Source organism: Pseudomonas frederiksbergensis (assembly GCF_003732705.1).
In the GTDB taxonomy this organism is placed as follows: domain Bacteria; phylum Pseudomonadota; class Gammaproteobacteria; order Pseudomonadales; family Pseudomonadaceae; genus Aquipseudomonas; species Aquipseudomonas frederiksbergensis_F.
In genome coordinates, this window is record NZ_MOBR01000005.1 from 93,130 (window position 1) to 110,483 (window position 17,354).

The 17,354-nt window shown below is 60.2% G+C and carries 22 protein-coding genes; 8 read left to right on the forward strand and 14 right to left on the reverse strand.

Features of this window, described 5'->3' with window-relative positions; all coding sequences use genetic code 11:
* Positions 1-151 precede the first annotated feature (151 nt).
* Together BK667_RS04235 and BK667_RS04240 are read right to left on the reverse strand one after the other, a co-directional pair.
* A complete protein-coding gene (locus BK667_RS04235) occupies positions 152-1,456 on the reverse strand; it encodes an ATP-binding protein (protein WP_123596864.1) in 1,305 nt (434 codons plus the stop codon).
* A complete protein-coding gene (locus tag BK667_RS04240; RefSeq protein ID WP_123508975.1) occupies positions 1,453-2,193 on the reverse strand; it encodes a response regulator in 741 nt (246 codons plus the stop codon). Before BK667_RS04240 ends, BK667_RS04235 begins: the two co-directional genes overlap by 4 nt.
* A 297-nt stretch (positions 2,194-2,490) precedes the next feature.
* Between BK667_RS04240 and BK667_RS04245 the strand changes: the two genes are divergently transcribed.
* From BK667_RS04245 to BK667_RS04255, 3 genes are all read left to right on the forward strand, one after another.
* Positions 2,491-2,754, forward strand: coding sequence for a DUF2790 domain-containing protein (locus BK667_RS04245; RefSeq protein ID WP_123596865.1), 264 nt, complete (start codon positions 2,491-2,493; stop codon positions 2,752-2,754).
* 39 nt (positions 2,755-2,793) lie between these two features.
* Positions 2,794-3,048, forward strand: a complete 255-nt coding sequence (locus BK667_RS04250) for a hypothetical protein (RefSeq protein ID WP_123508977.1) — start codon at positions 2,794-2,796, stop codon at positions 3,046-3,048.
* A gap of 250 nt (positions 3,049-3,298) precedes the next feature.
* Positions 3,299-4,510, forward strand: coding sequence for a cytochrome c biogenesis protein DipZ (locus BK667_RS04255; protein WP_123596866.1), 1,212 nt, complete (start codon positions 3,299-3,301; stop codon positions 4,508-4,510).
* Positions 4,511-4,520: 10 nt separating this feature from the next.
* On the opposite strand, the gene BK667_RS04260 is transcribed toward BK667_RS04255, so the two are convergent.
* Complete coding sequence (locus BK667_RS04260) at positions 4,521-5,513, reverse strand: AraC family transcriptional regulator (protein WP_123596867.1); 993 nt, start codon at positions 5,511-5,513, stop codon at positions 4,521-4,523.
* A gap of 180 nt (positions 5,514-5,693) precedes the next feature.
* Between BK667_RS04260 and BK667_RS04265 the strand changes: the two genes are divergently transcribed.
* Complete coding sequence (locus BK667_RS04265; RefSeq protein WP_123508980.1) at positions 5,694-5,984, forward strand: DUF4242 domain-containing protein; 291 nt, start codon at positions 5,694-5,696, stop codon at positions 5,982-5,984.
* Positions 5,985-6,017: 33 nt separating this feature from the next.
* Positions 6,018-6,830 (forward strand): class I SAM-dependent methyltransferase, encoded by an 813-nt coding sequence (locus BK667_RS04270; RefSeq protein WP_123508981.1) that lies wholly within the window; start codon positions 6,018-6,020, stop codon positions 6,828-6,830.
* Between the two features lie 460 nt (positions 6,831-7,290).
* Here BK667_RS04270 and BK667_RS04275 read toward each other — a convergent pair whose 3' ends face one another.
* The 6 genes from BK667_RS04275 to BK667_RS04300 all read right to left on the reverse strand — a co-directional run bounded on the left by BK667_RS04275 (position 7,291) and on the right by BK667_RS04300 (position 10,775).
* The gene (locus tag BK667_RS04275) at positions 7,291-7,728 is read right to left on the reverse strand and encodes a GNAT family acetyltransferase (RefSeq protein ID WP_123596868.1); all 438 of its coding nucleotides are present in this window, start codon (positions 7,726-7,728) and stop codon (positions 7,291-7,293) included.
* A gap of 180 nt (positions 7,729-7,908) precedes the next feature.
* Positions 7,909-8,367, reverse strand: a complete 459-nt coding sequence (locus tag BK667_RS04280) for a GNAT family N-acetyltransferase (RefSeq protein ID WP_123596869.1) — start codon at positions 8,365-8,367, stop codon at positions 7,909-7,911.
* A gap of 160 nt (positions 8,368-8,527) precedes the next feature.
* The gene (locus BK667_RS04285) at positions 8,528-8,914 is read right to left on the reverse strand and encodes a DUF488 domain-containing protein (protein WP_123596870.1); all 387 of its coding nucleotides are present in this window, start codon (positions 8,912-8,914) and stop codon (positions 8,528-8,530) included.
* A gap of 6 nt (positions 8,915-8,920) precedes the next feature.
* Positions 8,921-9,643, reverse strand: coding sequence for a phosphatidylcholine synthase (pcsA, locus tag BK667_RS04290; RefSeq protein ID WP_123596871.1), 723 nt, complete (start codon positions 9,641-9,643; stop codon positions 8,921-8,923).
* A gap of 313 nt (positions 9,644-9,956) precedes the next feature.
* Positions 9,957-10,382 (reverse strand): GNAT family N-acetyltransferase, encoded by a 426-nt coding sequence (locus BK667_RS04295; RefSeq protein WP_123596872.1) that lies wholly within the window; start codon positions 10,380-10,382, stop codon positions 9,957-9,959.
* A gap of 27 nt (positions 10,383-10,409) precedes the next feature.
* On the reverse strand, positions 10,410-10,775 hold the full coding sequence (locus BK667_RS04300) for a VOC family protein (RefSeq protein ID WP_123508987.1): 366 nt from the start codon (positions 10,773-10,775) through the stop codon (positions 10,410-10,412).
* Between the two features lie 178 nt (positions 10,776-10,953).
* On the opposite strand from BK667_RS04300, the gene BK667_RS04305 reads away from it, so the two are divergent.
* Positions 10,954-11,676: a tellurite resistance TerB family protein gene (locus BK667_RS04305; RefSeq protein ID WP_123596873.1), complete on the forward strand. Its 723-nt coding sequence runs from the start codon at positions 10,954-10,956 to the stop codon at positions 11,674-11,676.
* Positions 11,677-12,108: 432 nt separating this feature from the next.
* Here BK667_RS04305 and BK667_RS04310 read toward each other — a convergent pair whose 3' ends face one another.
* The 4 genes from BK667_RS04310 to BK667_RS04325 all read right to left on the reverse strand — a co-directional run bounded on the left by BK667_RS04310 (position 12,109) and on the right by BK667_RS04325 (position 14,235).
* Positions 12,109-12,783, reverse strand: a complete 675-nt coding sequence (locus tag BK667_RS04310) for a DUF3313 domain-containing protein (RefSeq protein ID WP_123508989.1) — start codon at positions 12,781-12,783, stop codon at positions 12,109-12,111.
* A gap of 122 nt (positions 12,784-12,905) precedes the next feature.
* Positions 12,906-13,184, reverse strand: coding sequence for a DUF3303 domain-containing protein (locus BK667_RS04315; protein WP_123596874.1), 279 nt, complete (start codon positions 13,182-13,184; stop codon positions 12,906-12,908).
* Positions 13,185-13,405: 221 nt separating this feature from the next.
* Complete coding sequence (locus BK667_RS04320; protein ID WP_123596875.1) at positions 13,406-13,807, reverse strand: hypothetical protein; 402 nt, start codon at positions 13,805-13,807, stop codon at positions 13,406-13,408.
* 113 nt (positions 13,808-13,920) lie between these two features.
* Positions 13,921-14,235 carry a DUF2388 domain-containing protein gene (locus tag BK667_RS04325; RefSeq protein WP_123508992.1) on the reverse strand — a complete coding sequence of 105 codons (315 nt, stop codon included), beginning with the start codon at positions 14,233-14,235 and terminating at the stop codon, positions 13,921-13,923.
* Between the two features lie 247 nt (positions 14,236-14,482).
* On the opposite strand from BK667_RS04325, the gene BK667_RS04330 reads away from it, so the two are divergent.
* Positions 14,483-16,096 carry a methyl-accepting chemotaxis protein gene (locus BK667_RS04330; protein WP_123508993.1) on the forward strand — a complete coding sequence of 538 codons (1,614 nt, stop codon included), beginning with the start codon at positions 14,483-14,485 and terminating at the stop codon, positions 16,094-16,096.
* Between the two features lie 65 nt (positions 16,097-16,161).
* Positions 16,162-16,827, forward strand: coding sequence for a polysaccharide lyase family 7 protein (locus tag BK667_RS04335; protein WP_123596876.1), 666 nt, complete (start codon positions 16,162-16,164; stop codon positions 16,825-16,827).
* A 116-nt stretch (positions 16,828-16,943) separates the two neighbouring features.
* Here BK667_RS04335 and BK667_RS04340 read toward each other — a convergent pair whose 3' ends face one another.
* On the reverse strand, positions 16,944-17,342 hold the full coding sequence (locus BK667_RS04340) for a winged helix-turn-helix transcriptional regulator (protein ID WP_123508995.1): 399 nt from the start codon (positions 17,340-17,342) through the stop codon (positions 16,944-16,946).
* Positions 17,343-17,354 lie beyond the last annotated feature (12 nt).

Here is a 17,354-nt window from a genome sequence, read left to right on the forward strand (position 1 = left end):
GGGTTCAGTGTTGATCAGGAGTGTTGTGCCCGCCGCAGATCTCTCGTGGGAGCGAGCTTGCTCGCGAAGGCGGCGTGTCAGCCAATGTCAATTTTGGATGTGCCGGCCTCTTCGCGAGCAAGCCCGCTCCCACAGGGTTTTGTGGTGGGGTTTATTTGTTTGCCGGCAATTTGAGTTCGGCGCACAAGCCGCCGCCTTCGCGGTTGCTCAAGGTTAGCGACCCGCCAATCGCCAGGGCCAGTTGCTGTGCAATCGCCAACCCCAACCCGGTGCCGCCGGTGCTGCGGTTGCGTGAATTTTCCACGCGGTAGAACGGCTCCATTACCTGCGCCAGTTCCTCCTCGGCAATCCCCGGTCCGCGGTCCATGACTTTCACCGACAAACTGCCATCAGCCTTGGCTTCCACCTGCAACTGCGCAGCGCCGGCGAATTTCAGGGCGTTGTCCGTCAGGTTGACCAGCACCCGACGCAACGCGTGGGGCCGGGTGTCGATCACCGCAGCGGTCTTGCCACTCAGTTGCACCTCTTTGCCCATGTCCTGATAGTCGAACACCAGGCTGTCGAGAAATGAATCCAGGTCTGTGCGCCGGCTCTCTTCGGTCGCGCCATGGATGCTGCGGGCATACGCCACGCCTTCGCGCACCAGGTGTTCCATCTCGCCCAGGTCATTCCACAGTTTGTCTTTCTCGCTGGAATCGTCCATGAATTCGGCCCGCAGTTTCATGCGGGTGATCGGGGTTTGCAGGTCGTGGGAAATCGCCGCCAGCAGTTGCATGCGTTCCTTGAGATACGCCGCGATCCGCGCCTGCATCGCATTGAACGCCATGGCGGCATGGGCAACTTCGGTCGGGCCTTTTTCGTCCAGGTGCACCGCGTGAGTGTTGGGGTCGAGGGTTTCCACCGCCACGGCGAGGCGGGTGAGGGGGCGGATGGCGATGCGCACGGCCAGCCAGGTGCAGGCGAGCATCAGCGCCAGTTGGCCCAGCAGCACGATGGGCAGCCACGGCGACAACGGCACCATCGCTGGCCGCACATCGATGGTCACCGGGCTGCCGTCCGCCAGTTTCAGGTGCACCTGAAAGTGTTTTTGCGGCCCGGGGATGTCGGTCACGGTCATCGGGTAATCCTTGCCGATGGCGTCTTTGATCGAGGTGACGGCAATCGGCGTATCGCTCATGGCCGTGCCCGGTGAGCCTTCGTCCAGCAGATAGCGGTAATTGCGCCGTTCCAGTTGTTGCAGCCAGCCCGCCCGTTCATTGGCCGGCAAGCGGTCGAGAATGGCGATGGACGTCGAGACGTCGGTTTCCAGATTGCCGAGCATGGTGTTTTTCGAACTTTCGTAACGCTCGTAGTACTGCGCACCAAAGGACAGCGCCTGGGCGAGGATCAGGCCGATCAAAAAGATCAGCGACAGCCGTGACGCCAGAGTGCGCGGCCAACGCATCGAGAGCGTCATGACGACGCCCCCATCACTTCCACCGGCAGGGAAAACACGTAACCCTCGCTGCGCACGGTCTTGATGTAGGCCGGCTCGCGGGCATCGTCGAGCAAACGCTGGCGCAAGCGGCTCACCAGCAAATCGATGGAACGGTCGAACAGATCAGCATCGCGGCCCTGGGTCAGGTTCAGCAGCTGGTCGCGATTGAGCACCCGTTGCGGATGATCGAGGAACACCCGCAGCAACCGATATTCCGCACCACTGAGGGCGACCATGGTGCCGTCGCTGTCGAGCAGGTGCCGAGCCGAAGTGTCCAGGCGCCAACGGCCGAAGGCCAGCAGACGACCGCTTTCGGTGACCACCAGGTTCGGCGGCAGCATCCGTGTACGACGCAGTACGGCGTTGATCCGTGCCAGCAATTCACGGGCGGCGAACGGCTTGACCAGGTAATCGTCGGCGCCCATCTCCAGGCCGATGATGCGGTCGGTTTCATCGTTGCGTGCGGTGAGCATCAGCACCGGCGTGGCTTTGTGTTTGCCGGCGCGCAACTCGCGGCAGAGCATCAGCCCATCGTCGCCGGGCATCATGATGTCGAGCACGATCAGGTCCACCGGTGTCGATTCCAGGAACGACCGCATCTGCCGCCCGTCCGCCACCACGGTGGTGCGCAGGCCATTCTTCTTCAGGTAGTTGCCTACCAGCTCTCGAATCTCGCGGTCATCGTCCACGATGAGAATGTGATCGACGTGTTCCATGGGGCCAAGCCTCTATCAATGGGGGATGTCGCGCAGTCTATCGAGCATTCGCCCGTACGCCTGCCGCCCTTTGTATTCCAGTGTATCTGCTGTGTCGACGGATACACGCCGACGCAAAAACATGAATTTTCGGGGGTTTTGTATCGCTGTGTATCGGGCGGCGGCTTTGATACGTAACGATTTACTCAGGCCTTTTTCCGACACAGACGGGATACCTCGCAGGCTTCTAATGGGTCCCATCGAGGCAAACCAACCCGCCTCGGACCCATTAATCATTGAAGTCTTGAGGGAACCACCATGAACACCAAAGCCGTCTACGCCGCTTGCCTGTTTGCCGCCCTGAACATCTGCACCTTGTCGGCCCGTGCCGAAGCCGATGTCACCCCGCAAACCTACACCTACGGCACACATCTGGACATCCAGAAAGTCGTGTCGCTGACACAAGACACCGGCCCTTCCTGCGGGATTGTGAATGCCCGGCTGACTTACCTGGACTCCCAGGGCAAAACCCAGGCCCTGAACTACAGCAAGTTTTCCGATGACTGCCACGAAGGCAATTGAATCCTTCTCCCAATCCCCATTTGAAACAGGAAGAACACCATGAACCACGTCACTCGCTACTTGACCGCCATTGCCTTCTCCGTTGCCGGCACGGCTGCCCATGCCAATGCGGCGGTTGAACAGAACAGTTGTGGCAGCACCACGTGCTTTCAACTGACCCCCGTCGCGCAGAAGGACACCAATGCTTTCCTGGCCGAAGACGGCTACAGCCGCACACCGCAGGGGCAGATGGTGGCCGAGAACGGCGGGAGCCGGACGCCACAAGGGCAGTTGCTGGATAACCCGATGGTTTGAGGGGTCATCAAGAGCGACCCCTCACCCCAGCCCTCTCCCCAGGGGGGGGAGGGGGAAAGGGAGCCGATCTTCATGCTGCTCAAAATCTGAATTCGACTCGAAGTCGCGGATCGCGAACCTGAGTTCAACTTGGAATTCCAGGTCGATGTAGCTCGATAAAACACCTCGGTCAGTCCCCTCTACCCTCTGGGGAGAGGGTTAGGGTGAGGGGTGGATTTCGAGCTAAACCACTTAATTAAGGTAATCCCCCATGTTCCTCATCGCATTCCTGGGCGGTATTTTGACTGTCCTCAGCCCTTGCATCCTCCCGGTCGTGCCGTTCCTGTTCGCCGGCGTCGAGCGCACCCGCTCTTCGATCCTGCTCACCCTCGGCGGCATGGTCCTGACGTTTGCCTTGATCTCCAGCCTGGCCGTGGTCAGCAGCGAATGGGTGGTCCAGGCCAACAACACCGGTCGCCACGTGGCGCTGATCGTCATGGTGCTGTTTGCCCTGTCGTTGATTTCCGCGCGCATTGGCGGCTGGTTGGCACGTCCATTCGTGTTGCTGGGCAATCGCCTCGACCCCGACACCCGCAAAATGTCCGGCCCGCTGAGCTCGGTGATGATCGGCGTCGCCACGGGGTTGCTGTGGGCGCCGTGTGCCGGGCCGATCCTCGGCGTGATCCTGACTGGCGCCATGCTGCAAGGCGCCAACGCCCAAACCAGCCTGCTGCTGGTGGCCTATGGCTTGGGCAGTGCGCTGTCCCTGGGCACCTTGATCTTCGCTGGTCGCGGGTTGGTCAATCGCTTGAAAGCATCAATTCCGGTCACCGGTTGGGTGCGTCGTGGCACTGGCGTGGCCGTGCTGCTTGCCGCGGCGGTGATTTCCACCGGCGCCGACAAAACACTGCTGGCCGGCACGTCGTCGGAAGGCGTCAGCAGTATCGAGAAAGGTGTGTTGGAAACCGTGCCGAAAGTGGTCGATTACTTCGTCAGCAAGGTCAAGGCCGACACGTCCATGGACAACGCCAAAGGCGCCATGCCATCCCTCAACGGCGCCGTGGAATGGCTGAACTCGCCGGCCCTGACCAACGAATCCCTGAAAGGCAAAGTGGTGCTGATCGACTTCTGGACTTTCGACTGCATCAACTGCCAGCACACCTTGCCGTACGTGAAAGACTGGGCGAAGAAATACGAGAAGGATGGCCTGGTGGTGATCGGCGTACACACCCCTGAATACGGCTTCGAACGCATCATCGACAACGTCAAGGATCAGGTGAAAAAACTCGGCATTACCTACCCGGTGGCCATCGACAACAACTACGCGATCTGGCGTAACTTCGACAACCAGTACTGGCCCGCGCACTACCTGATCGATGCCAAGGGGCAGGTGCGTTACACCCACTTTGGCGAGGGTCGCTACGACACGCAGGAGCAGATGATCCAGCAGTTGCTGCAAGAGGCCAAAACCCCGGCGGCGTAACCTTTCTGAATCAATGGCTCACGGGTTCCGGCCCGTGGGCCATTATTTTTTCATTCTGACCTCGCCGCCACGCCGCTGGCGGTGCGCCGAACTCGCGGCGAAATGCGCGACTGAACGCCGTGTCGGTTTGATAACCGACTTCCTCGGCAATCCGCGCCAATGAAGTGTTGCTGCGGCGTAACAGGTTGGCCGCCAGCAACATCCGCCATTGCGTCAAGTACTGCATCGGCGAACTGCCCACCAGTTGTTGGAAACGCTCGGCCAACACCGACCTTGAGGTGCTGGCGGTGCGCGCCAGTTCTTCCAGGGTCCAGCAATGACTGGGCTGGGTGTGCAGGGCATTCAGCGCGGCGCCGACAATCCGGTCGCCGACACCCGCCAGCCAACCGGTGCGACCTTCGCCGTGTTCGTTCATGTACAGACGCAGCACTTCGATGAACAGCACCTCCGCCAGTTTCGCCAACACACCTTCGCCGCCCGGCCTTGGCGAACGTGCCTCGGCCAGGGCGTAACACACTGAAGATTCCAGCCAGATGCCGGCATTTGAACCGCGCACATTGACCCGGATCACCGCCGGCAACCCGGTCAGCAGCATGCCCGCCAGCCGCGTATCACACGCCAGATAACCGCACACCAGCCGCGTCACGGCACCGCCTCCGCCATAACTCAATTGCCGTGGACGCCGCGCCAGCACCGCATCCAGTCGCGCACCGGAAGCGGGTTTAAGTCCGGGTTCAGAACTCATGCGATGGGCATCACCCTGGGGGAAAACCACCACGTCACCGGCGTTCAGCAGCAAGGGCGGATCGTTGCCGAGTTCGACGTAGCACTCGCCTTCGGTGACCAAATGAAAGATCACCACACGTTCCGCGCCGGGTTCCAGAAACGGGGCGGCGGAGTCGGCGCTGGGGGATTGGTAGCACCAGGGCGCGGTGAATCGGGCGTTGATGAAAATCGCGCCAACCAGGTGGACAACACGCAGGGTTTGCGAGAGGGCGTCCATGGTGAATTCTCGTAGCAACGGGTGCTTTTGAGTGTGAGCGCGTCTGCGCGCGGCGTGAAACCTCCGGACGATCGGACAGTGTTGGCCGACGATCGGACAGGACGCAGGCCCGCGCTGGCGCGATAGTTGATCTACAGGGTCACTGCCGGCCCTGTAGCGATAACAAGAAGAGAGGTTGCCATGCCGAAGTTCGTCATAGAGCGGGAAATCCCGGGTGCCGGAGCACTGTCGGATCGGGATCTAAAAGCCATTTCGCAAAAGTCCTGCCGGGTCTTGCGCGAGTTGGGTCCTGAGGTGCAATGGCTGCAGAGTTACGTCACCGGCGACAAGATCTACTGCGTGTACATCGCGCCGAACGAAGAACTCATCCGTGAACATGCCAGGCAGGGCGGCTTCCCGGCGAACAGCGTGTCCCAGGTCAGAGCCATCATTGATCCCACCACGGCGGAAGAGTCGTCCGTCAGAGCCTGATTCGTGTTCAAACCCGCGAGGGAGCCACACTTTATGAGTACACCCATTGATCTTACTGCCCTGAAAAACCGTCAGATGGCCGCGTGGGCCAGTGGCGATTACGCCGTGATCGGCACCACGTTGCAGATCGTCGGCGAGCAACTGGCCGAAGCCTGCGACCTGCGCTGCGACGAGTTGGTGCTGGACGTCGCCGCCGGCAACGGTAACGTCACGCTCGCCGCTGCCCGTCGTGGCTGCCAAGTCACTTCCACCGATTATGTGGCGGCGCTGCTTGAACGCGGTGAAGACCGCGCCCGGGCCGAACGGCTGGAGGTGATTTTCCAGGTGGCCGACGCCGAGGCGTTGCCCTTTGACGATGCCAGTTACGACGCCGTGCTCTCGACCTTCGGCGTGATGTTCGCGCCGGACCAGGCCAAGGCTGCTGCTGAACTGGCACGGGTGGTTCGCCCCGGTGGCCGCATCGGCCTGGCCAACTGGACGCCGGAAGGCTTTGTCGGCCAGATGTTCAAGACCCTCGGCCAACACCTGCCGCCACCCCCCGGCGCACTACCGCCGTCGAACTGGGGCAATGAAGCCTGGTTGCACACGCACTTCGATGACCATGACTTCCAGACCCAAGTGACACGCCGCACCTTCAACTTCCGCTACCGCTCGGCCGCGCACTTCATCGACACGTTCCGCAGTTGGTACGGACCGGTTCACAAAGCCTTCGCGGTGCTACCGGTTGACGGCGCGATGGCGCTGGAAAGGGACTTCACCGCATTGTTGAACAAGATGAACAGGGCCGGCGAGGCATCGCTGGTGGTGCCGAGTGAATACCTGGAAGTGGTGATCACAAGACGTTAAGACTGGGTAATGCCTATCCAGTGTGGGAGTGAGCCTGCTCGCGAATACGGTCTGCCAGTCGATATTGATGGTGACTGAACCACCGCTTTCGCGAGCAGGCTCGCTCCCACAGTTTTTCCGGGGTCAGCCGCAGGTTATCTGCAAGACACCAATCCAGTGTGGGAGCGAGCCTGCTCGCGAATACGGTCTGCCAGTCGATATTGATGGTGACTGAACCACCGCTTTCGCGAGCAGGCTCGCTCCCACAGTTTTCCGGGGTCAGCCGCAGATTATCTGCAAGACACCAATCCAGTGTGGGAGCGGGCTTGCTCGCGAATACGGTCTGCCAGTCGATATTGATGGTGACTGAACCACCGCTTTCGCGAGCAGGCTCGCTCCCACAGTTTTCCGGGGTCAGTCGCAGATTATCTGCAAGACACCAATCCAGTGTGGGAGTGAGCCTGCTCGCGATGACGGACTGTCAGGCGCCAGGGATATTGACTTCAACTTTCTTGCCCATGCTGATACGCGCCTCTACCCCATAACCCAGCGACTCGTAAAAGCTCTTCACTTGCTCATTAGTGCTGACAATCTGCAGATTGATTTTCATGCACCCGCGAACCGTCAATGCCTGCTCGGCATGGCGCACCAGCCCGGCGCCCAAGCCCTGCCGGCGTTGCGCCGGATGCACCGCCACCGAATACAGCCAGCCGCGATGGCCGTCGTATCCCGCCATCACCGTGCCCACAACCACCTCTCCGTCCAGCGCCACAAAAAACAACCCATCGGTTTCGGCCAGTTTTTTGTCGATCACCAGGCTTGGGGTGTTGTGCGCGGTTTCGTAGCCGAATGCGGTTTCCCAGAGTTCGATGACAGCGTTGCGATGGTGTTCGTGGGTGTAGTCAACAATCGGGAACATGGCGAATCCTTTCACTGTGAGGGTCCGACGCTATCGTCATGGGAGGTATTCTGTCTACCCGACAGATTGAACGGTATCCGCTGAACAACTGTGGGAGCGGGCTTGCTCGCGAATACGGTCTGCCAGTCGATATTGATGGTGACTGAACCACCGCCTTCGCGAGCAGGCCCGCTCCCACATTCAATCGGGGCTTAATCGAAGATCCATGATGATCGTGCGTTCAGCGCCATGAAACTCATCGCGGGTTTTTCGAAAACCCAGCTTCAAGTAAAAGCCTTCGGCGGTAACGGAGGAGGGCACGCGCAAGACTTTGATGTTGGCGTCGTGGGCGATGGATTGAAGGGTTGTCATCAACGTCCGGCCGAGGCCGAACCCTTGATGATCGGGGGCGACGAACACACTGCGTACGACGTCGCGGTCGAGGCTGGCGGTTGCGACGATCTGATGATCCACGGTTGCCACATACATTTGGCGTTGGTCCATCAAGGCAAGGATGGATTCGGTGGAAAAGCTTTTCTCAACCTGCGCAATAACGTCGGGCGGGTAGTCTTGGGCATTGGATTGGTGCAGGGACTGGATGATGACCTGGCTGATGGCGGCTGCATCGTGCGGGATTGCGAGTCGGATTTCGGTGTTCACGTGGCTACATTCCTTGTGGCTGATCTCCCGGACTGGCGCAATCAATGTGGGAGCGAGCTTGCTCGCGATAGCGGTGTGTCAGTCACCGTTTATATCGACTGACTGACCGCTATCGCGAGCGAGCTCGCTCCCACAGGGGTTTGCGGTGATCGGAGGGGATTTAGATGATCTGGGCGCCCCGCGCCAGCAGCAGTTCGCGCAATACCGAGCGGTGACAATGTGCCTCTTCCTCGCAATAACACCCCACCGCCAGCGACGTTTGATGGGACAGCGCCGCCAGCAGATCCAGCAAGTGACTGGGTGCAGGCTGGTTCATCTCAGCCTTGAACTTTCGCTTGAAGAGGTCCCAGGCCTTGGCGTCTTCAGCCGCTTTGGCTTCGGCGACCAGTTCCGGGCTGGGAGACAGCAGCGGTTGCCAGACGTCATAAAAGTCACGGCTGGCGAACTCGGCTTTCGGCACGCCCCGAGGCGGGCGGCGTACCGTGCCTAGGCGCAGGCCTTCGTCGGGCCCACGGGGTGAGCCCAGCCGAACGATGTGGATGGCCATGCCCGGTTACTTGTGTCGCGAGCCGTCAAACCACTCCATCGCCGTGCGCCAGATGCAGATCCCCAGAAAGTACGCCGACATCAGCAGCCAAAGCCCCATCACCAGCGGATTGATCACCGGGTGGTTGACCACCAGCGACAAGCTGCACAGCAGCCAGATGGCGGTCACGGCAATGTTGATCGGCATGAACTTGCGCACGCGGAATGGGTGGAGGAATTTCATTCGGGTCACGGTCAGCAGGGCCAGGCCGATGACGGTGAGCAGCGTGATCCACGGCGACGGGCCGATGATATAGAGGCACAACGCGACCACGTTCCAGGCGGCGGGGAAACCCTGGAAGTAGTTGTCCTTGCTTTTCATGTTGACGTTGCAGAAGCAGAACAGCGACGAAACCAGGATCAGCGACACGGTCAGCAGCAGCGTGTAGTCCGGCAACGGGATATAGCGATAGATGAACAGCGCCGGGATGAACACGTAGGTCAGGTAGTCGATGACCAGGTCCAGGACCGAACCGTCGAAACTCGGCAGCACCGATTGCACATTGACCTTGCGCGCCAGTGCACCGTCCAGTCCATCGACGATCAGGGCCACGCCCAGCCACAGCAGGCAATGGGTGGCCTGGTTTTCCAGCAGCGCGAGGGTGGCCAGGAAGGCGGTGACCACGCCGGTGGCGGTAAAACCATGGGCGCCCCATGCTTTGAGCCTGGCGATGTGTAGGGTCGATATCACGGGGGCGTTCTCCAAAAAGTGAAGCAAGCCAGTCAGCACCCTTCTAATGGGGGCGTCGGCAAACCGGGTCGGGTTGCAGGTATCGACCGGAAAAGCGGGGTTAAGGTTCACCATCTATGAATCTTAGCTGTCCCGCAAAAAAATACGTCGGAGAAATTTGCATGGCTGGTGACTTGGGTCCGAGTCTTCAGGCACCCCAAAATCCCTGTGGGGGCGGGCTTGCTCGCGAAGGCGTTCGTCCAGGCAATATTGATGTTGACTGATACACCGCTTTCGCGAGCAAGCCCGCTCCCACATTGGAATGGAGGCAGGCTTATAACGCTTTGCTCAGAAATACCCGGCTGGTGCCCTCGGGTTTGCACGGCACCTCGCCAAATCGCTGCCAGCCATGCTTCTCATAGAACGCCGGTGCCTGAAAACTCAAGGTGTAGAGCACGGCAGACTGACAGCCCCGGCGGCGGCCTTCCTCTTCATAGGCTTTAAGCAATCGAGAGCCCAGCCCGGAACCGCGCAGCGACTCGGGCAAGTAGAACAGATCGAGAAACAGCAGACCCAGCGACGTACGCCCGGTTATTCCTCCCAGCACCTGATCGGTGGCGGGATCGCGAAGGGTCACCGCCAGCGCTTGCCAGTCGCTGATCCCGCTGGCCTGATCATTGAAGGCGCTGAGCCCGGCGCTGAGCAACTGCTCGACTTCGGGTTCAATCACGTCACTGACGACGATCTGATGGTGATCCATGGGTGGAGTGATCCTCTGGGCGGCGGGTTAGCGGGGGAAGAACACTCGCAGCCGATGGTCATCGGGGTCAAGTGCGACGAACGTGCGGCCGAAATCCAGCTCGGTGGGTGTTTGCAGGATGCTCAAGCCCAGGCTCGACCATTTGCCGAACAGTGCGTCGACCTGTTCGGCGGACTCCACTGGAAACGCCAGTTCCATGCCACCGCCGGTCATCCCCACGGCCGGTTCGGCGGTGTGCCGCGACCAGAGTCCCAGTTTGTAGCCGCCCTCCAGCACAAACAGCGCAAAGGTCGGGGATTCTTCCACGGGTTTGAGGTCCAGCAGAAACTCGTAGAACCGCGCGCTGACCGCAGGGTTTTCGACGAAAAGCAGCATGTAGCGAGGCGTGATCATGGGGTTGCTCCGTGGTTGATCGGGGCAGCATAGAAGGGCGCAGTGTCAGATTCTGTCAGTAGTGTGATAACGCGGATTTCAGGTCAGCCCAACGGTGCTGGCGCAATTGGCGGCGGGGGCTATTGTTGCGTGACTGCATCAAGCTTATTTGAACAGCGCCGATTATGAGGACGTCGTCATGAACACCAGCGATTTGCTCGAACAACTTCTGCGGGCCGGCCAGGGCTCGATGTCGCAACAGGGTGGCGGCGCTTCGCCATCCCAGGGAGGCTTGGGTGGTCTCGGCGGATTGCTCGGCGGTCTGTTGGGCGGTGGCGCCGGGTCAAGCGCGGGCGGTGGCGGGTTGGGCGGCTTGCTCGGTGGTTTGCTGGGCGGCGGCTCGGCGTTGGGCGGTTCGACCCAGACCCGTTCTTCCGGCGGCACCAACTATGCGGCGCTGGCGTCCCTCGGGATGATGGCATTCCAGGCCTATCAAGCCTGGCAACGCAACCAGGCCTCGGCACCGCAACAGGCGCCACGCACCGTGGATTTGCTGTCCGGCCCGGAAGTCGAAGACCACAGCCACGCGGTGCTGCGCGCCTTGATCGCCGCCGCCAAGGCTGACGGGCGGATCGATGACAACGAAAAACACATGATCAGCACCGAAATCGGCCGCCACACCGACGACCCGCAGCTGCAGCAATGGCTCGACGAGGAAGTCGCCCGGCCGCTGGACGCCGCCGATGTGGCGCAATCGGCCACCGATCCGGCCATCGCCGCGGAAATGTACCTGGCCAGTGTGATGGTGGTGGACGATCAACAAGACGCGGAGCGCAATTATCTGGATGAACTGGCAGCGGCGCTGAAGATCGAGCCAGAGTTGCAGGTGCATCTGGAGCAGCAGGCGAAGGGTGGGGCTTAGTTATCCATGCCTAAAGTGATGCGTTGACTCTCAGACCGCCATCGCGAGCAAGCTCGCTCCCACAGTGGATCTTCAGTGGATAAGGAGTTTGTGTTCGACAACGATTTCCTGTGGGAGCGAGCTTGCTCGCGATTAGGCCGGTACAGTCAATATTGATGGTGGCTGACACGCCGCCATCGCGAGCAAGCCCACTCCCACAGTGGATCTTCAGTGGATGCGGATTTTGTGTTCGACAACGATTTCCTGTGGGAGCGAGCTTGCTCGCGATTAGGCCGACACAGTCAAATCGCTGTTAACTGACACGCCGCCTTCGCGAGCAAGCTCGCTCCCACAGTGGATCTTCAGTGCACACAGATGTTGTGTACGACGAAGATCCCTTGTGGGAGCGAGCCTGCTCGCGAAGAACGATGACGCGGTCTATCTGTCTGTTTCCTACCGAATAAACGCCTGCAAATCCGCCGTCAACTTACTGATCGCCGCTTTGAAGTCATTGGTGGTGATTTTCTCGCTCGAGTTTTTCAGCTGTTCACCAAACACCTTGCGCACCACTTTGGCCATGATCTGGTTGTTGCTGGCATCTACCAACTCCGCTTCAAGGAACAGCGTAGTGTCCTGGCTGCGATGCCCGGAAGCCGCGCTGACTCCGCCGACCACTGCGGCAACCGGCACCACTTCATACCATTGCATGCCTTCGTTGGAGGCGGTCACCCCGGTAATCGCCGCCCGCACGACCAATGTTTTCGAGCCCGCCGGGGCTTTTTTGGCGCTGGGCACCACGCGGTATTTCTGGCCGAGCACCCCTTTGGCGCTGTTGGTCATGTAGGTCTGCAATTCTTCCAGTGTGCGCTGGTCGACCCGATCGTTGGGTTTGGGCACCGGATACAGTTCCAGCTTCATGAAGGCCACGGTGTCGTAGGCGTTGGGATTCCATGACGGACTGACCCAGCGCATGGCTTTCTCGCCACTGGGGGTGGTCACTTCCTGGAGGTTGTTGTAGTTGGGCAGGAAGCCCGAGTACTGCTCCTTATCGGTGACTTTGGAGGTGCAACCGCCCAATAACAGGCTGGCCAGCGTGGCGCCGATTAACACGTTTCGGGACAGGTTCATGGTGGTGGATGCTCCGTGGGGGTAGTCGTTATTTTTTGATAACGGTAGTTCAAAAATGCCGGAGCATAGGCGCGAGAAGGGTAATACATCAGGGCGGCGAGCAGCGTTCGCCGCCCTGATGACTAGTGCTGGCCGACCGCCGCCAGCAGCGGCGCCATTTGTTCGTCGGTCAGTGCCGCGTGGACTTCCATGGTCATCAGGTCGTTCCACTCCAGCACCCATTTCTGGATAGCGACCGGGTCACTGGCGTCGGCAATGCCAAACCCGCTGGAGGCGCCGATCGCGTGCCAGCGTCCGAGCATTTTGACGCCGGCGGGCGGGGCGCCTCCGGTCTTGAGGAAACGTTCGATCGCGGCGTTTCGGCTTTGCGCACTGATGGTCCAGCTGACGATGAATAACATCTGCCACCTCCTGTTACGGATCGGCACCTGTTTTCGGATTGCGCACCTGGCTGGCGCCGGGGCCGGGTTCACACCTGTGTTTGCAGCGCCTTCCTGACTGGCTTCAAACCATTGCTCCCACGATCAGGCATAGCAGCGGCGCACCCCCGGCGTACGACCGCTGATCTTGTTTCGTTGGGTTTGGAGCGAATATCCAAGCAAGTGATACAAGGGTGAAACACTCAGGCATCGCGCAACAAGTCATTGGCGTTAAGCAGCTCGTAGGCAATCTCCGGGCGCTTTTCCAGACTGCGGCGAATCGCGGCCGGAATGGCGGCGCGGGTCTTGCGGCACAGGCCGGGCAGTTCCTCGATCTGAATGCCGATACCGCGCATGGTCCGGACTTCGTTGAAGCTCGGCACCAGTTCCACGCGAATGCCCAATTGATCAAACATCCGCACTTTCAGACGTTCCAGATCGGCGAGGCTTTGCAGGTTTTCCAGGCGATCCAGCAGGCGTTTTTCTTCCTGGCGGGTCAGGAACAGGATGCGCACATCCGCGCCGGGTGTTTCCAGCAACGGGTCACGCCCGCAGATGCAGGCGCCGGGTGGGCAGGGGGAGCGGATCGGGGCGGAGGTCGTCATGGGCTCAATCATAGAGGCCCATGAACGGTTTTGCCCATAGCGTTTGCGCGTGGCCCAAGGGCAGGCATCCATGCAAGCCTGCCCCTGTTATTCACGCGGGTGAACCTGGGTGCCTAGTGAGCCACCGGTCCTTCGTACTGGACGAGGATCGCGTTGGCCAGGTCGGCATCGGTGGCGTTGAGACCAGGGTTGTCCTGGCGGATCTGCTGCAACACCGCCTCCATGTAGACCCCGCGAATCGCGCCGTCACTGGCGACAAATGCAGAGACGTCATCCCTGGCCGGAATCACCATTTTGTGGTCTTTGAAGGTGGAATACAGCGAAGCGGAAACCCCTGCCGAGGTCGCGACATCCTTGCCGCTCACGGCCAGGGCTGACCCGATGGGCAGGCACAATATCAGAGAAGTAATGAGTAGCATGCGGCGCATGGCGTCGTCCTCCAACAGCGTAAAGCGAAAAGGAAGTAACACATTACTTAGGAGGTGCGGCGAGGCTCAGGAGTTCCGTGCTGTTCGCATAACGACAGTTACTACAAAGGTCGGGTGCATCCGTCAGGGCAGGCGCGCCGTTGGTCTTAAACCAACGGGCGTGTGGAAATAGGCTTAAATAACCACAGCATGGGGTCGATAACCCTTTCAGAGCCGCCTTTCGCAGCGTCCACCAGGGGAACAACAAGTGTCCATAAAACTGCGTTTACTTCTCTTGATGGGTACTGGCCTGCTCACGGCTTTGATCATGAGCCTGGTCAGTTACCTGGGAAACATCCAGATGGCTCAGGCCGTGAACGACAGCGAGGTCAGCATGGCGGCGCTGCGTAATCACCTCGAAGCCGACATGATGCATGACGCCCTGCGCGCCGATGTGTTGTCGGCGATGCTGGTGGGGCTGGGCAAAAGCACCAGCAGCAAGGCCGAGGTGCACAGTTCCATCGAGGAGCATGCGGCGCGATTTCGTGAAGTATTGGGTGAAAACCTCAAGCTGCCGGTCAACGACACCATCATGGCGGGCCTGAACAAGGTCAAGCCGAGCCTCGACACTTACATCAGCGCTGCCGAGCGCATCGTCGCGGTCGCACTGGAAAACCCGGAGGCCGCGCAGCAGCAAATCGGTACGTTCAACGGGGTGTTCATGCAGCTGGAAGGCGAGATGTCGGCGCTGAGCGAGCTGATTGAAACCAACACTCAGCAGGCCAGCCAAGCCACTCAGCAAGCCATCAGCCACGCCAACATCGCCCTCGGCAGCGTCCTCGTCGCCAGCCTGTTGCTGCTGCTGGCCCAGGGCCGCTGGGTGATCCTGAGCATCCTCGGTCCGTTGCGCTCGGCCAGTCGCATCGCTGACAGCATCGCCCATGGCAACCTCAGCGAACCGATCATCGAACCTGCCGGCAACGACGAGGCAAGCACGTTGATCCGTACCTTGGCGACCATGCAGCGCGACCTGCGCGGCATGATCGAAGTGGTGCGCAGCAACGCCCACGGTGTCAGCGGCATGAGCCAGCAATTGAGCAACGGTTGCCACGAAGTCGCCGGCAGCAGCCAGCAGCAAAGCGTCGCCGCCAGCACCATGGCGGCCGCTGCCAGCGAAATGACCGCCAGCATCGAGGAAATCACCCGCCACGCCGATCGTGCGCTGAACATGGCCAACCAGGCCGAAGAACTGGCCAAGGATGGTGGCCGGGTGATTCATCAGGTGGTCAGCGACATGGACGGCATCGCCCGCTCGGCGCAGCAGTCGGCCCAGGTGATTCGCACGCTGGACAAAGAGTCCGAGGGGATTTTCAGCATCATTCAGGTGATCAAGGGCATCGCCGATCAGACCAACCTGCTGGCGCTCAACGCGGCGATCGAAGCGGCCCGCGCCGGTGAGCAGGGCCGCGGTTTTGCCGTGGTGGCCGACGAAGTCCGCAGTCTGGCGGGCCGCACCAGCGCCTCCACCCAGGAAATCGCTGCGATGGTCGCGCGCATCCAGCAAAGCACCCGCGAAGCGGTTACCAGTATGGAAGCCGGCGTGGCCCAGGTCGACAAAGGCATGGCCGTGACGGCCGACGTCGAGCGCGCCATTCGCGAGATTCTCGAAGCCACATTGAACACCACGCAACTGGTCAACGACATCAGCCGCACCATCGGCGAACAGAGCCTGGCCAGTAACGAAATCGCCCATCAGGTGGAGATGATTGCCGGCATGTCTGAAGACAACAGCAAGGTGATTGGGCGCACGGCGTCGACCACGGATGAGTTGTCGACGCTGGCGGGGCAGCTGTCGCAGTCGGTGGACCGCTTCAGGCTGTAAGACTTTCCTTGAGGGGCCGCAGACATAAGTGCTGTATGGTCCTGTCGCCCCCAAGGAGAGTTGAGATGATTGATCTGGCAACCTGGAACTTGACGATCCCCGTAGGGACGCCTGCCAAAGTCATCGATACGCCGCGACTGGTGGATGGCTATTCCGACCCCTATTTTCGCTCCGGCGATAACCTTTTTTTCTGGGCTCCCGTCACCGGGTCCAGCACTGCGGAATCAGAGTTTCCCCGCAGCGAACTGCGTGAAACCTTGAGCGACGGGACGCTGCGCAACTGGACGTATCCCGAAGCCGATCACCGACTCAAAGCCGTGTTGAAGGTCAATCAAGTGCCTTCAACGGGTAGGATCGTGATTGGGCAAATCCATATCTATCAAGACAAAGGCCCGCTGCTGAAAGTGGAGTATCAGTACGATGCGGCCACCAAGAAGGGCAACGTGATTGCCAACTATCGACTGAAACCGGGCAGTGAAGACATCACCGTCGTGATTGCCAAAGACATTGCGCTGGGCAAGCCATTTTCTTACGAGGTTCGGTTCAGTTCTGCCGGTTATTTGAACGTCAGTTCCCAGGGCTATAGCTGGGGAAAACAAATCAGCTCAAGTTGGAAGAACAAGCTTCTGTACTTCAAGGCCGGGGTGTATGCGCTGGACAACGCCGGCTATAAAAACGAGGGAGGGCAGGTGACGTTCAGTCAGTTGGATGTGGCGCATACCCAGCCCTGAATTGGGTTGTCTGTAGGGGCCTCTTCGCGAGCAGGCTCGCTCCCACATTGGATTTGCGGCGATCACAAAACCCCTGTGGGAGCGAGCCTGCTCGCGAAAGCGTCAGCCCAGACACCTTAAATACCTTTTTCATATGCCGCCCGTGCCGCCCGAAATCCCCCAGCGTTTTCCATCACCCAATTCCACAACGGAATCATGTTCTCCAACAACCCGATACCCAGCGCGGAGAGTTCGTACTCCACCCGTGGCGGCACTTCCTGGTAGTCATGGCGCAACACCAATCCATCTCGCTCCAACGTGCGCAGCGTGCGGGTCAACATGCGTTGAGTCACGCCTTCCATGCGCCGGCCGATCTCGGCATGACGCAGCGGGCCGGCCACTCCCAGGGCATAAACAATGCCCAGCGACCAGCGATTGCCGGCGTGCGTGAGTACGTCGCGCTTGAGGCCGTCGTCGTCCGCACTCAGCGCTTCGCAGGCCCCTTGGGACTGTTTGAGGATGTCTGAAATGTCCACTCGGTTCTCCGG

Excerpts from the sequence above, each read along its gene's own strand:
- BK667_RS04235 (WP_123596864.1), bottom strand. The coding sequence starts at position 1,456 with ATGACGCTCTCGATGCGTTGGCCGCGCACTCTGGCGTCACGGCTGTCG.
- BK667_RS04240 (WP_123508975.1), bottom strand. The coding sequence starts at position 2,193 with ATGGAACACGTCGATCACATTCTCATCGTGGACGATGACCGCGAGATT.
- BK667_RS04245 (WP_123596865.1), top strand. The coding sequence starts at position 2,491 with ATGAACACCAAAGCCGTCTACGCCGCTTGCCTGTTTGCCGCCCTGAAC.
- BK667_RS04250 (WP_123508977.1), top strand. The coding sequence starts at position 2,794 with ATGAACCACGTCACTCGCTACTTGACCGCCATTGCCTTCTCCGTTGCC.
- BK667_RS04255 (WP_123596866.1), top strand. The coding sequence starts at position 3,299 with ATGTTCCTCATCGCATTCCTGGGCGGTATTTTGACTGTCCTCAGCCCT.
- BK667_RS04260 (WP_123596867.1), bottom strand. The coding sequence starts at position 5,513 with ATGGACGCCCTCTCGCAAACCCTGCGTGTTGTCCACCTGGTTGGCGCG.
- BK667_RS04265 (WP_123508980.1), top strand. The coding sequence starts at position 5,694 with ATGCCGAAGTTCGTCATAGAGCGGGAAATCCCGGGTGCCGGAGCACTG.
- BK667_RS04270 (WP_123508981.1), top strand. The coding sequence starts at position 6,018 with ATGAGTACACCCATTGATCTTACTGCCCTGAAAAACCGTCAGATGGCC.
- BK667_RS04275 (WP_123596868.1), bottom strand. The coding sequence starts at position 7,728 with ATGTTCCCGATTGTTGACTACACCCACGAACACCATCGCAACGCTGTC.
- BK667_RS04285 (WP_123596870.1), bottom strand. The coding sequence starts at position 8,914 with ATGGCCATCCACATCGTTCGGCTGGGCTCACCCCGTGGGCCCGACGAA.
- BK667_RS04295 (WP_123596872.1), bottom strand. The coding sequence starts at position 10,382 with ATGGATCACCATCAGATCGTCGTCAGTGACGTGATTGAACCCGAAGTC.
- BK667_RS04300 (WP_123508987.1), bottom strand. The coding sequence starts at position 10,775 with ATGATCACGCCTCGCTACATGCTGCTTTTCGTCGAAAACCCTGCGGTC.
- BK667_RS04305 (WP_123596873.1), top strand. The coding sequence starts at position 10,954 with ATGAACACCAGCGATTTGCTCGAACAACTTCTGCGGGCCGGCCAGGGC.
- BK667_RS04310 (WP_123508989.1), bottom strand. The coding sequence starts at position 12,783 with ATGAACCTGTCCCGAAACGTGTTAATCGGCGCCACGCTGGCCAGCCTG.
- BK667_RS04315 (WP_123596874.1), bottom strand. The coding sequence starts at position 13,184 with ATGTTATTCATCGTCAGCTGGACCATCAGTGCGCAAAGCCGAAACGCC.
- BK667_RS04320 (WP_123596875.1), bottom strand. The coding sequence starts at position 13,807 with ATGACGACCTCCGCCCCGATCCGCTCCCCCTGCCCACCCGGCGCCTGC.
- BK667_RS04325 (WP_123508992.1), bottom strand. The coding sequence starts at position 14,235 with ATGCGCCGCATGCTACTCATTACTTCTCTGATATTGTGCCTGCCCATC.
- BK667_RS04335 (WP_123596876.1), top strand. The coding sequence starts at position 16,162 with ATGATTGATCTGGCAACCTGGAACTTGACGATCCCCGTAGGGACGCCT.